Origin of the sequence: Pedobacter sp. BG31, from assembly GCF_042464845.1 — a bacterium.
GTDB lineage: Bacteria > Bacteroidota > Bacteroidia > Sphingobacteriales > Sphingobacteriaceae > Pedobacter > Pedobacter suwonensis.
In genome coordinates, this window is record NZ_JBHNZK010000003.1 from 327,354 (window position 1) to 342,270 (window position 14,917).

The window sequence follows — 14,917 nt, forward strand, 5'->3', positions numbered from 1 at the left end:
AAAATATTTGCGACATTTCTTTAGTTTCCTCAACGGGCAAAACACAAATGAAAAAGAACTTTTTAAATCTGTTGTTCGCAACAGCATTAATGCTCTCCACCAATCATGCTTTCGCACAGTACCCTAAAATCCCTGATGATGTAAAAAAATCATCCGATTCGATGCTTAAAGAAGCTTACCATCAATCAGATATTGCCTGGGAAAAGGCTAAGCCTGTTATCGCGAAGGAAGCTGCAGCAGGTAAACCTTATATTCCATGGGCAGGCCGGCCAACTGATTTACCACAATCAGAACTTTTGGCTTTCCCGGGTGCTGAAGGTGGTGGGGCATACAGTTTTGGTGGCCACGGCGGAAGGGTTATTGTTGTAAAAAATTTAAACGATAGCGGTCCGGGTTCATTACGTGATGCCTGCGAGCAAGGGGGCGCCCGCATTGTGGTATTTAATGTTGCCGGCATTATCCGTTTAAAAACCCCTTTAATCATCCGTGCACCATATATTACCATTGCTGGTCAAACAGCACCTGGCGACGGGGTTTGCGTGGCCGGCGAATCGGTTTGGCTAAATACCCACGACGTAATTGTGCGTTTCATGCGTTTTAGAAGAGGAGAAACGTTTGTGGGTCGTCGCGACGATGCCATTGGTGGTAACCCGGTAGGCAACATCATGATCGACCACGTTTCGGCCAGTTGGGGATTAGATGAAAATATGTCGATGTACCGCCACATGTATAACGACAGCACTGGTAAAATTGAAGAAAAACTGGGCACAGTGAATATCACCATCCAGAATTCGATCTTCTCTGAAGCGCTGGATTACTGGAACCACGCTTTTGGCAGTACTTTAGGTGGCGAAAACTGCGCATTTGTCCGCAATCTTTGGGCCGATAATGGTGCCCGCAACCCATCCATTGGCTGGAATGGTATTTTCAACTTTGCCAATAACGTGGTTTTCAACTGGAACAACCGCTCAACTGATGGTGGTGATTATACTGCACAATACAATATCATTAATAACTACTACAAACCTGGTCCGGTTACCGAATTGGGCGACCCCATCAGCTACCGCATTTTAAAACCTGAATCAGGCCGGAGTAAACTGCCTTACGTGGTGTTCGGCAGGGCATATGTAAGTGGCAATATTATCGATGGAAATGAGAAAGTAACCCGTGATAACTGGGCTGGTGGCGTACAAATAGAAGATAAAAAGGGGAATTTAATGCCATTCGAAACGGCTGGTAAATACTTCCCGGCCATGAAGGCGAAAAAACCTTTTCCGATGCCAAAGATCAGCATTATTCCAACCTTGCAAGCTAAAGATTATGTACTGGCCAATGCGGGTGCTACCTTACCTAAACGCGACCCGGTTGATACCCGTGTGGTAAAGCAGGTGGCTACCGGCAAAATCGAAGTACATCCTGATGCCAAACCTTCCGCTTTCCAGTTTGAACACCGCAGGTTAAAAGGTGATTCTTATAAACTGGGTATTATTACCGAAATTTCGCAGGTGGGCGGCTATCCGGAGTACAAGGGTACACCTTACAAAGATTCAGACGATGATGGCATGCCTGATGCTTATGAGATTAAACAGGGATTAAATCCTAAAGATGCTTCAGATGCCGTTAAAATTACCAAAAGTGGTTATTCGAACATCGAAGTATATTTAAACAGCGTGGTAGACGTGAATAAAGTGAGGCCGGAATTGAGATAAACGGATAAGGTAGAGGCTGAAGGGAAGTGTCGCCACTCACCTCGCAATTTACCAATCATTTCGGGCGCAGTGCAACGGAGCCGGGAACCACAATTGCTCAGCGAAGCTAAATCTGAACCGGGAGAGATCTCCGTTTCACTGCGTTACAATCCGGATGACCATAATTTCCATTGCCCCGCAATGATTAATACTTTAAAAAACGCAAATGCCCAAAACTAACCAAATATTAAAATCAATGCCATTCAAAACCGTACCGATGCTGGTCATCGCGTTTTTGATGGGAGCGGCATGCTTTGCCCAGAAAACCAGGCCAGTTGAACCACCTAAGCCCGTTTTTAAAGGTGACGACGGAAAATTGGCTTACACAGCCGATGCTCAGGGCAACCGCATTCCCGATTTTTCTTATGCAGGTTATATGGCTGGCGAAAAAGCCATTCCGACAGCAACAGCTAAAATCATTGTTCCTTTGGTTAAAGGAGATGCAACACCTTACATCCAGCGGGCGATTGATATGGTTTCGGCCATGCAGCCCGGCAAAGATGGTTTGCGAGGGGCAGTTTTACTCGAAAAAGGAACGTATGAAGTTGCCGGCACTTTAAAAATTGCGGCTTCCGGCGTCATTATCAGGGGTAGTGGTATGGGAGCCGATGGTACTAGAATTTTTGCTACTGGTTTAGACCGCATGGGTGTGATCAGGGTTTTGGGTAAAAATGATAAAACGCAGGAAGCAGCTGTGGCTGTTACAGATATTTATGTACCCGTAAATGCCATCCGGCTTACACTGGCCAATACCGGCAGCTTTAAAGTGGGTGACCGGATCACCATTCAGCGGCCATCGACCAGCGCGTGGATCGAAACCCTGAAAACTGTCGAGTTCGGCGGCGGCGAAAGCGCCCTGGGCTGGAAACCGGGTACCAGGGATATTTTCTGGGATCGCAAAATTATCGCTATTAATGGATCGACCATTACTTTCGATGCCCCCATTACCACAGCACTCGATGCTAAATATGGCGGTGCAACAGTGACCAAATACAAATGGAATGGCCGGATCGCACAGGTGGGAATCGAGAACCTGAAGCTTGAATCGGATTACCATAAAGACAATATTAAAGACGAATACCACCGCTGGACAGCCATTTGCCTCGAAAATGTGGAAGATGCCTGGGTACGCCAGGTGGTTTTTGAACACTTTGCAGGTTCTGCTGTGAATGTACTGGCCAGCGCCAAAAGAATTACCGTTGAAGATTGTAAATCGTTGGCACCTGTATCCGAAATTGGTGGTGAGCGCCGTTATACCTTTTTAACAACAGGGCAACAAACGCTTTTCCAAAGGTTATATTCAGAATATGGTTACCACGATTTTGCCGTCGGTTTCTGTGCCCCAGGCCCAAATGTTTTTGTACAATGCCAGGCATACCTGCCATTTTCTTTCAGCGGCGCTTACGATAGCTGGGCTTCGGGCGTATTATTCGATATTGTGAATATCGACGGACAGGCCTTAAGTTATTTAAACCGTGGTCAGGATGGGCAAGGAGCAGGATGGAGCGCCGCAAACAGTGTTTTTTGGCAATGCAGCGCGGCCAGGGTAGATAATTATCAACCTCCAACTGCTCAAAACTGGGCTTTCGGTACCTGGGCTCAGTTTTCGGGCGATGGTTATTGGGATATGTCGAACGAGCAGATTCAGCCACGCAGTTTGTACTATGCACAATTGAAAGACAGGGTTGGCAATAGTACAGATGCCAGCGCTTTTATACTTCCAGTTGAAACAGAAGCATCGAGCAGTCCACCGGTTGATGTAGCACTAAAACTGACCAAACTGGCCTACAAACCGGCTTTAACTTTATCTGAATATATCGATTCGGCCACCGAAAGAAATAATATCCCTACAGAGAAAGGCCAGGCTAAGCTGTTAACCGCTTCGGGGATTCATAAAATGAGTAACACACAAACCGCTGACGTAATGAGCATTAAAAATGGCTGGATTACCCGCGGAAATGGAATTATATTAGGCGACAGACAGGAAGTGCCCTGGTGGAATGGAAGTGCCCGGCCTTATGGATTGAAAAACACTAAATTTCACATTACGCGTTTTGTACCAGGGCGTGAAGGCAATGGTTTAACCGATAACCTGGATGATATCACTGATTCGATGAAGAATGGTTCGGTGAAAATCCTCGATCACAATTATGGTCTCTGGTACGACAGGAGAAGAGATGACCACGAACGCATCCGCCGGATGGACGGCGAGGTTTGGGCACCTTTTTACGAACTACCTTTTGCCCGTAGCGGACAGGACAAAGCCTGGGATGGCCTGAGTAAATATGACATCAACAAATACAACCTCTGGTATTGGGACCGTTTAAAAAACTTTGCAAACCTGGCCGATCAGAAAGGCCTGGTACTCATCCACGAAAATTATTTTCAGCACAACATTATCGAAGCAGGTGCACATTACGCTGATTTTCCGTGGCGTACGGCTAACAACATAAACAGCACAGGTTTTCCTGAGCCGGTTCCCTATGCAGGAGATAAAAGGATTTTTATGGCCGAACAGTTCTATGATATCAGTAACGAACACCGCAGGGCCATTCATAAAGCCTATATCCGCAAGTGCCTTGAGAATTTTGAAGGAAATTCTGGCGTCATCCAGCTTATTGGTGCCGAGTTTACCGGTCCATTGCATTTTGTGCAGTTCTGGATCGATACCATTAAAGAATGGGAAAAAGAAACCGGGAAACACCCGGTTATTGGCTTGAGCGTTACCAAAGATGTTCAGGACGCAATTTTGGCTGATCCGGAGCGTGCCAATGTAGTTGATTTAATTGATATACGTTACTGGCACTATCAGGCAGATGGTACAGCTTATGCACCTAAAGGAGGTTTAAGCCTGGCGCCACGTCAGCATGCGCGCTTGTTAAAACCAAAGAAAACCTCTTTTGAAGAAGTTTATCATGCCGTTTCCGAGTATAAAACCAAATTCCCTGAAAAAGCAGTCATCTATTCGGGAGATAATTACGAAAATTTTGGCTGGGCCATTTTAATGGCAGGAGGCTCGCTTTCCAATGCCGATCATATCGATAAAGTCACCTTAAACCTGATCTCGGGCACTAAACCTTTTCTTCCAGCCGGAAAAAATGTAAAACAATATGGTTTGGAAAATGCCGGAAAAACTTATGTACTCTATAATGCTTCGACCGAGCCATTAAGCTTAGACCTGAGTAAAGCTACAGGAAAATTCAGTGTAAAAATATTGAACCCAAAAAACGGCAAAGTGCTGAAAGAAGAAAAAATAAACGGAAATGCTGTGGCGAGAATCAATAAAACCGGTAGCAGCGAAGAGCTCATCATCATCAACAAAATTTAGTTATGAAGCTTAAATCTCAGACATTCCTTTTATGCCTGCTTTACCTGCTGGCATCCGGCTGTAAGGAAAGGCCACATTTTGGCGATAAAAGCTTGCTGGTTTCCGAAAACGGAAGGTATTTAACCACGGGAGACGGCAAACCTTTCTTTTGGCTGGGCGATACCGGTTGGTTGCTGTTTAGCAGATTGACCCGCGAAGAAGCCAATACTTATCTCGAAGATCGAAAACAGAAGGGCTTTAATGTAGTCCAGGTGATGGTTTTGCACGATGTGCCCTCGCGCAATGTGTATTTAGATTCATCAGTAGTGCATGGCGACGTAGCCAAACCCATGCTTACCCCGGGCAATAATCCGAAAGATTCTGTAGCCTACGATTACTGGGACCATGTAGATTATATTGTAGATAAAGCCGCAGAAAAAGGCCTATACATGGCATTGGTACCCGTTTGGGGAACTAATGTTAAAGCCGGCAAAGTGAAGGAGGCACAAGCTAAAAAATATGCTGAATTTTTAGCCAAAAGATATCGTGAGAAATGGAATATCATCTGGTTAAATGGTGGCGACATCAAGGGCGCTGATGGCTTAAAAGTGTGGAATGCCATTGGTCAAACCTTGCGAGCCAATGATCCGAATCATTTAATTACTTTCCATCCGCGTGGCAGAACAGCTTCTTCGCAATGGTTCCATAACTCGCCCTGGTGCGATTTTGATATGGTACAATCCGGCCACCGCCGTTACGACCAGGATACTTCTAAGAACGAAAAATTGCACTATGGCGAAGACAACTGGAAATACATCGAAGCCGATTACCGGTTAAAACCCGTTAAACCAACGATTGATGGCGAACCCTCCTATGAGGGTATTCCTCAAGGATTACACGATACCTTACAGCCACGCTGGACAGCTGCAGATGTGAGAAGATATGGTTACTGGTCGGTTTTTGCGGGCGCTTTTGGTTATACATACGGCCACAATTCGGTAATGCAGATGTATAAGTTTACCGATAAAAAACCGGCTTATGGCCCGAAAGAGCAATGGATTACAGCTTTAAATGCACAGGGAGCTACCCAAATGCGGTATTTAAAAACGCTGCTGCTTTCGCGCAGTTATTTCGACCGCGTACCCGACCAAACGTTAATCGCAGGTCGCGACGGTGAAAAATATGACCGCGTATTGGCAACAAGGGGCGAAGATTTCGCCATGTGTTATACCTACACAGGGAGAAATTTTAAGGTGCAAATGGGTAAAATTGATGGCGATGATGTAAAAGCTTCATGGTTTGACCCTCGCACCGGAAAAACCAGCCCAATTGGTGAGTTGGAGAACAAAGGCATCCATGAGTTTAACCCTCCCGGCGAAGCTGCCAACGGCAACGACTGGGTGTTGGTTTTAGATAAAATATAATAGAAAAATCGTCATTACGACCATAGTGGAGAAATCTTTTGATCTTCTCAACAGATTTCTCCGTTCCGCTGCGCTTCAGTCGAAATGACGATCCTATAACGTGGCGTCAGATGTTACCATCTGATGCCGAAAAAGAAATAAATAAAAGTACCGGATAGCAATATCCAGCACCACGATAAACAAAGAAAGTAAACGTGGCGTCAGATGTTACCATCTGATGCAGAAAAAGAAACAAATAAAAGTACCAGATAGCAATGTCTGGCACCACGATAAACAAATAAAGTGTTAAAATTAAAGTTCATATCCTCCTTACGGTTAGCCATTTTAGGCCTGGCACTTTGCGGGTTAACTTCCTGCAGTAAACAGGCTTATTTGTTTACCTCGTTCCATGAACCGGCAACAGAAGGCTTGCGCTTGCTGTACAGTTACGATGCGTATCACTGGACCGATTTCAACAAAGTCTTTTTAAAACCAACAGTCGGAACTCAAAAAGTACTGCGTGATCCATCCATGGTACAAGGCCCTGATGGTACTTTTCACCTCGTTTGGACATGCAGCTGGAAAGGCGATAAAGGTTTTGGCTATGCCAGCTCCAAAGATCTTATCCACTGGGGTAAACAGCAATTTATTCCGGTAATGGCGAACGAACCTGAAACCGTGAACGTTTGGGCGCCGGAGCTTTTTTACGATGAAGAGAATAAAGAATATGTCATCATCTGGGCATCGACCATACCGTTCCGGTTTGCCAAAGGGATAGAAGAGGAGGAAAATAACCACCGCATGTACTTGGTTACGACCAAAGATTTCAAAAGCTTTTCTCAGCCCAGGTTATTTCTCGATCCCGGCTTTAGCGTGATCGACGCTGTGATTGTTAAACGCAAAGCAAAAGATTATGTCCTGGTTCTGAAAGACAATACCCGGCCTAACCGCAATTTAAAAGTTGCTTTTGGATCCTCGGCCTTAGGCCCCTATACGAATGTATCTGAGGCTTTTAGCCCTAAACTAACCGAAGGCCCGACATTGGTAAAAACGGGAAAGGACTGGCTGATTTTTTTCGACGCTTACGGACAAAAAAACTATTCAGCCATGAAAACAACTGATTTTAAAACCTTTAAAGATATAACCAGCGAAATTTCAGTACCCGATGGACATAAACACGGTACTATTTTAAAAGTGAAGAAGAAATTGATTAGAGATTTATTGAATAAACCTCGCAGGTTTTAAAAACCTGCGAGGTTTAAAAGAAATAGAAATTCGTCATTGCGAACTGAAGTAAGGCAAGGAGCGGGCGCGTGAAGCAATCTATTAAGCAAGAAAGATTGCTTCGTTCCGATGAAAAATCGGAAACTCGCAATGACGTAGAACATAAATTTAAATGAAAATGCATCAGATACCTGGGCGAAAAAGAAAGTGATTGAAGAGTTATTGATTAATAAATAATTCGTCATTGCGAACTGAAGTAAGGCAAGGAGCGGGCGCGTGAAGCAATCTATTGAGCAAGAAAGATTGCTTCGTTCCGATGAAAAATCGGAAACTCGCAATGACGTAGAACATAAATTAAATGAAAATGCATCAGATACCTGGGCGAAAAAGAAAGTGATTGAAGAGTTATTGATTAATAAATAATTCGTCATTGCGAACTGAAGTAAGGGAAGGAGCGGATGCGTGACGCAATCTATTAAGCAAGAAAAGATTGCTTCGTTCCTATGAAAAATCGGAAACTCGCAATGACGTGGAACATAAATTTAAATGAAAATGCGTCAGATACCTGGGCGAAAAAGAAAGTGATTGAAGAGTTATTAATTAATAAATAATTCGTCATTGCGAACTAAAGTAAGGGAAGGAGCGGATGAGTGACGCAATCTATTAAGCAAGAAAAGATTGCTTCGTTCCGATGAAAAATCGGAAACTCGCAATGACGTAGAACATAAATTTAAATGAAAATGCGTCAGATACCTGGGCGAAAAAGAAAGTGATTGAAGAGGTATTGATTAATAAATAATTCGTCATTGCGAACTGAAGTAAGGGAAAGAGCGGAGGCGTGAAGCAATCTATTGAACAAGAAAAGATTGCTTCGTTCCGATGAAAATCGGAAACTCGCAATGACCTAGAACATAATTAAAATGAAAGTACAACAGATATTTGGTTTAGCTATCCTACTTGCATTGGCACTATCCACCGTGCAGGCACAGGATACCGTGCGCTATACTGGCAAAACACTGGTTAATGCCGATTACCACCACGGGCAGTTAACACCGGTAGTGGGTGTACACAACATCCAAACCTTCCGTGCAAACCGAGAGCACCCAGAGCTGGCAGAAAACTTTGGCTGGACCTATAACCACGCACCCATGCTGGCTTATTGGAACAGCCGCTTTTATGTAGAATATTTGAGCGATAAAGTAGGCGAGAGCATCCCGCCAGGACAAACGCTGCTACAATCGTCGAAAGATGGCTACGCCTGGACCAAGCCTGATGTTATTTTTCCCGTTTACCGGATTCCGGATGGTACCACAAAAGAAGGCCGTACAGATGTAGCCAAAGATCTGGATGCGGTAATGCACCAAAGAATGGGTTTTTATGTTTCGAGCAAAAATGTTTTCCTGGTGCTCGGCTTTTACGCCATCAGTTTCGATGCCAGGGATGATCCTAATGACGGACATGGCATCGGCCGGGCTGTACGCGAAATACATGCAGATGGTACATACGGACCGATTTATTTCATCCATTACAATCCAGGTTATTCTGAAAAGAACACCAGATATCCATACTACACCAAAAGCAAAAGCAAGGCTTTTATTGAAGCCTGTAACGAGCTGTTGGCGAATAAATTAATGACCCAGCAATGGAACGAAGAAGCCGACCGGAAAGACCCCTTAATTACTTTGCAAAAACAATACAAAGCCTTCAGCTACTATCATTTACCCGATGGCCGCGTAGTGGGCCTATGGAAGAACGCCTTAACTGCCATTAGTACAGACAATGGTAAAAGCTGGCCTGAAAGTGCATTCCGTGCGCCTGGTTTTGTAAACAGCAATGCCAAAATCTGGGGCCAAAAAACCAGTGATGGACATTTTGCAACCGTTTATAATCCATCCGAATACCGCTGGCCACTGGCCATCTCCACCAGTAAGAATGGTTTGGATTATACTGACCTTTCCTTGGTAAATGGTGAAATCTCGCCCATGCGTTATGGAGGAAATTATAAATCGTATGGTCCGCAATACGTTCGGGGTATTGAAGAAGGTAACGGAAAACCTGCAGACGGGAAGCTTTGGGTTACCTACAGCATGAATAAAGAAGACATTTGGGTTTCAGGTATTCCGGTACCCGTAAGCACAACGGTTAACAGCCATGTAAACGATGATTTCAGCAAAATGCCTGCCGATAAAGCTTTGGCTTTGTGGAATATTTACAGTCCGCTTTGGGCACCGGTAAAGGTAGAAGATGGCAATTTAGTCCTAAAAGACAGCGATCCTTTTGATTATGCAAAAGCCGAACGTGTGTTTCCGGCCTCAGGTAAGTTAAGCATTTCTTTTTCGGTTACCCCTAAACAGGATAATTTCGGTTTAATGGAAATTGAGCTGCAAGATGATAAAGGCATGGCTACCGTGCGTTTAACTTTTGATACTGCAGGTGTACTAAGCGCAAAAGCTGGTGCACGCTACAAAAATTTCTTAAAATATAAGGCTGGTGAAACCTACAATATAAAGCTAAAACTAAACACCGCAAATCGTTTTTATACCATTACCATTAATGGTAAAGATGTACTTACCAGCCTGGCTTTCCAACCAGTGGCCGATGTTTCGCGCATCGTGTTTCGTACAGGTGATGTACGCCGTTTCCCGGATATAGACACGCCGGCCGACCAAACCTACGATTTAAAGAGCGCAGGTGAGGCCGAGAAAAAAGAAGCCGTTTATCTGATCAAATATTTAAAAACGGAGGGATTATGAGGAAGTTGACAGTTTGGAGTTGGAAGTTGGGAGTTTTCCCGTCAGTGCATCCCCGCGCGATCGTCATTCCGACCGTAGTGGAGGAATCTTTTAAGCAAACTAAAAAGATTTCTCGGCTACGTTGCACTTCGCTCGAAATGACGATAATAACTATAATCTTATCTCTTTTCTCTTTCTCCGCCAACGCCAAAATCCTGTTGCCACAAATCCTCTCCAGCAACATGGTTTTACAACGCGATAAACCCATCAATATCTGGGGCTTTGCAGCAGCAGGTGAGCGGGTAACCGTAACTTTCGCCGGGCAGAAAAAAGAAACCCTTACCGACAAAAACGGAAACTGGGCAGTAGTTTTAAATCCATTAAAAACATCTGCACAACCACAAAGTATGCTCATTTCAGGCTCTAATACCATTGAGTTGAGCAATATTCTGGTTGGCGAAGTATGGCTTTGTTCAGGTCAATCGAACATGGAATATGCCATGCGCAAACTGGCTAAAATCCCGAAGCCCAAAAATGAAAAACTGGGCTTTCCGGCTGATGAGGTAGCACAGGCTAAAAACAAGCAGATCAGGATTTTCCTGGTAAACAGAAAAACTTTAATCAAACCCGATTCCATTCATAAAAGCTGGAGTGTAGCCGAAGATTCTGCCTTACGTGCCTTTTCGGCTGTAGGTTATTTCTTTGCCAAAGAGTTACAGCAAAAACTGGGTGTTCCGGTAGGCGTAATTTCCTCTGCAGTGCCGGGTAGTGCTATCGAACCCTGGATTTCGGAAAAGGCATTTGCTGATGAAGCCTATTTTAAAGACAAAAAAATAGGCAACGATCCTGGAAAGTTTTATGTACCGATGATTGAACCTTTGACCAATTTCAAAATTCGTGGTGTTTTATGGTACCAGGGTGAAACCAATTGTTTCCTCAATGAAACCATAAGTTACGCGTATAAAATGAAAGCGCTGATACAAAGCTGGCGTAAGGCTCGAAATGATGATTTCCCTTTTTATTACGTACAAATAGCCCCTTTCGATTACAGCAAGCAAAAAAGCGAAAAAGTGGTACTAACCGCCGATACAGAACCTTCATTTTGGGAAGCGCAGGAACAGCTTTTACGCCTGCCTAATACGGGAATGATCTCAACTTCCGATTTAAACGATAACGGTGGCGATTTACATCCCACCTATAAATGGGAGGTAGGCAGGCGCCTGGCAATTTGGGCTTTAGCCAAAACCTATAACCAGAAAATAGATTTTTCAGGTCCAATTTATCAAGCTGTTACCTTTAAAGCGAACCAAGCCATACTCAATTTCGAACATTTAAATGCTAAAGATGCTGGCACTGTCGCGGGCTTTACATTGTCCGGAGCTGACGGTAAATTTGTACCCGCCAATGCCGAAATTAAAGCCGGAAAAGTATGGGTATCCGCCAAAGAAGTGTTGCATCCTAAAGTGGTACGTTACAACTGGGCAGAAAACCCTTCGGGAAATTTTTACAGCAATGGCCTGCCCGCTTTACCCTTTCGAACTGATAATCCATTAACCCAGCAATTCAAAATCAATTAATGTTAAAACGGTCATCACTATTTCTTTGCTTAATTTTAATGTTTTGCCAGGCTAAGGCACAACAAACGGAGAAATTATATCTATCAGGAACAGGCAACGACCATACCGTAAACTGGGAGTTCTTTTGTACCGAAGGCATGAACTCAGGCAAATGGACCACTATTCCAGTTCCTTCAAACTGGGAGCTGCAAGGTTTTGGAAAATACAATTACGGGTTCAATAAAGAAGAAAATAAAGGCAAAGAACAAGGACGCTATAAGTATAAATTTAATGTTCCTGCTGGTTGGAAAAACAAACAGATTAATATCGTTTTTGAAGGTTCCATGACCGATACCGAGGTTAAAATCAATGGCCAGCTGGCCGGAGAAGTTCATCAGGGATCATTTTACGTGTTTAAATATGACATTACCAAACTGCTTAAGCCGGGTATCGATAATTTACTTGAAGTAAAAGTAGCTAAACATTCTACCAATGAATCGGTTAACAATGCCGAACGCAAAGCAGATTTTTGGATTTTTGGCGGTATTTTCCGTCCCGTTTACCTCGAGGCTTTACCCCAAAGCCATATTGAACGAATACAGATCGATGCACGTGCCAACGGTACATTGACCGCTAATCTTTTCACAACAGGCGATGCAGATAAAATTGCCCTTCAGTTAACAGATGCTAAAGGAAATAAATTTGGCAGCAGTGCTTCTTTTAAAATTAGCGGTAGCACAACAAGCATAACTCAAGCTTTTAAAAATCCGGCGCTTTGGTCCTCAGAATTCCCCAATTTATATACCGCCACTTTTACACTGAGTAAGAATGGAAAAATGCTCCATACGCTTACCAAAAAAATAGGTTTCAGAACGGTTGAAGTCCGTGAGCGCGATGGCGTATATGTTAACGGCGTAAAAATGAAATTTAAAGGGGTAAACCGGCATTCGTTTTATCCTTCATCGGGCCGTACCACCAGTAAAAAAATCAGTATTGCAGATGTGCAGTTAATGAAAGAAATGAACATGAATGCCGTTCGCATGTCGCATTATCCGCCCGATGGTCATTTTCTTGATGTTTGCGATTCGATTGGCCTTTTCGTGATGGATGAACTGGCCGGATGGCACGGTACCTACAACACAGCCACCGGCACCAAACTATTTAAAGAAATGATGGCGGCCGATGAAAATCATCCATCTATTGTGTTCTGGGCCAACGGAAACGAAGGTGGACACAACCGGGAACTCGATCGCCTTTTCCCTGAAAACGACATACAGAAACGCCCGTTAATCCACCCATGGGAGGTTTTTGGTGGCTTCGAAACCACACATTACCGCGAGTATAATTATGGTATCGGCAATTACGATCATGGTCACAACATCTTAATGCCAACAGAATTCCTGCATGGCATGTGGGATGGCGGCCATGGTGCCGGGATAGAAGATTACTGGAACGCGATGTGGAACAACCCGCTTTCTGCAGGTGGCTTTCTTTGGGATTTTGCAGATCAGGCTGTAGTGCGTACCGATAAAAATGGCATTTTGGATACTGATGGTAACCATGGTCCTGACGGGATTGTAGGGCCATACCACGAAAAAGAGGGCAGTTTTTATACCATTAAAGAAGTATGGAGTCCGGTATTTGTCGAAAAAAGAGAAATCACCGCCGCATTTGATGGTACTTTCCTTCTGGAAAACAGGTATGCCTTTACCAACCTGAACCAATGCAGTTTCGAATGGAAATTAAAAAGATTAAAAGCCGATGGTTCCGAAACCGATTTCAAAGCAAGTAAAGCAAATGCACCTGATATCAAACCTTTAAAGAAAGGAAAATTGCAAATCAATCTTCCTGCAGACTGGAAAAATTTCGATGCACTGTATCTAACTGCTAAAGATGTTTACGGCAAGGAATTATTTACCTGGAGTTTCCCGATCAACTTGCCAAAAGATGATGCTGCTGAACTGGTTTTAACCACCGGATCATCAAAAGTGGATCTCAAAACATCGGCTACAGCTTTCGAAGTTTCGGCTAACGGCGTTCAACTAACCTTTGATAAAACAAACGGTTTATTGAAAAAGGTCGAGAATACGAAAGGAATCATACCATTTAACAACGGACCGGTTTTACAGGAAGGCGTAAATAACTTTAAAAATTTCACAACCAGAATGGATGGCCAAAACCTGGTTATCACTTCAACTTTTGACAGAAAAGAAAGTTACAACACCCTGGAATGGACAATTTATCCGTCAGGATGGTTAAAAATGCAGGTAAAATATTTCCCCGCGGCTTATTTTACCACTTTCGTTGGCTTAAACTTTTCTTATCCCGAAACAGAAATGAAAGGTGTAACTTACAAAGGTAGCGGACCATACCGTGTTTGGAAAAACCGCATGAAAGGTACCCAACTAGGCGTATGGAAAAAAGATTACAACGATTCGGCAACCGGAGAGCCACCATGGCAATACCCTGAATTTAAAGGCTATTATGCCAATTTGTACTGGTGCGATTTTGTTGGTAAGACACAAAATTTCAAGGTAGTAACCGATAGGGAAGATGTTTTCTTAAGGCTATTTACCCCGAAGAAATCGAAAGACACAGAATACGATAACATGAGTCCGACTTTTCCAAACGGCGACATTTCTTTTATGAACGGAATTTCGGCCATTGGTACCAAAACACAAAAACCAGAAACCACCGGTCCGATGGGCATGAAACATGTATTTTACGATTTTGAAAAAGAACCGGCGAGAGCGTTGGATATGACTTTGTATTTTGATTTTTCTACCCCAGATACTTCATTGCGGGGAGGTACGACTGCCAGCCCAGAGCTTTCGGGGAAGCAATCTAATTAGAAAAACAAGAAAAATAGCCCGCAGATAGCGTTGATGAACGCAGATAGGAGAATTTTTATCTGTGAAATTTGCGAAATCGGCGGGAGAAACATAAA

At 43.7% G+C, this 14,917-nt stretch carries 7 protein-coding genes; all 7 read left to right on the plus strand.

The features are described from left to right. Positions 1–47: 47 nt before the first annotated feature. Entirely contained in the window at positions 48–1,709 is a 1,662-nt protein-coding gene (locus tag ACFE6N_RS06515; protein WP_378934928.1) for a polysaccharide lyase family 1 protein, read from the plus strand. 235 nt (positions 1,710–1,944) lie between these two features. Beyond that, a complete protein-coding gene (locus ACFE6N_RS06520; protein WP_378934930.1) occupies positions 1,945–5,076 on the plus strand; it encodes a DUF6298 domain-containing protein in 3,132 nt (1,043 codons plus the stop codon). 2 nt (positions 5,077–5,078) lie between these two features. Continuing rightward, positions 5,079–6,479: a glycoside hydrolase family 140 protein gene (locus ACFE6N_RS06525; protein ID WP_378934932.1), complete on the plus strand. Its 1,401-nt coding sequence runs from the start codon at positions 5,079–5,081 to the stop codon at positions 6,477–6,479. A gap of 282 nt (positions 6,480–6,761) precedes the next feature. Beyond that, positions 6,762–7,703, plus strand: coding sequence for a glycoside hydrolase family 43 protein (locus tag ACFE6N_RS06530; protein WP_378934934.1), 942 nt, complete (start codon positions 6,762–6,764; stop codon positions 7,701–7,703). Positions 7,704–8,602: 899 nt separating this feature from the next. Next, positions 8,603–10,435: a six-hairpin glycosidase gene (locus ACFE6N_RS06535; RefSeq protein ID WP_378934936.1), complete on the plus strand. Its 1,833-nt coding sequence runs from the start codon at positions 8,603–8,605 to the stop codon at positions 10,433–10,435. 137 nt (positions 10,436–10,572) lie between these two features. Next, entirely contained in the window at positions 10,573–11,991 is a 1,419-nt protein-coding gene (locus tag ACFE6N_RS06540; RefSeq protein WP_378934938.1) for a sialate O-acetylesterase, read from the plus strand. Further along, the gene (locus tag ACFE6N_RS06545) at positions 11,991–14,822 is read left to right on the plus strand and encodes a glycoside hydrolase family 2 TIM barrel-domain containing protein (RefSeq protein ID WP_378934940.1); all 2,832 of its coding nucleotides are present in this window, start codon (positions 11,991–11,993) and stop codon (positions 14,820–14,822) included. The genes ACFE6N_RS06540 and ACFE6N_RS06545 overlap by 1 nt, the downstream gene beginning before the upstream one ends. Positions 14,823–14,917 lie beyond the last annotated feature (95 nt).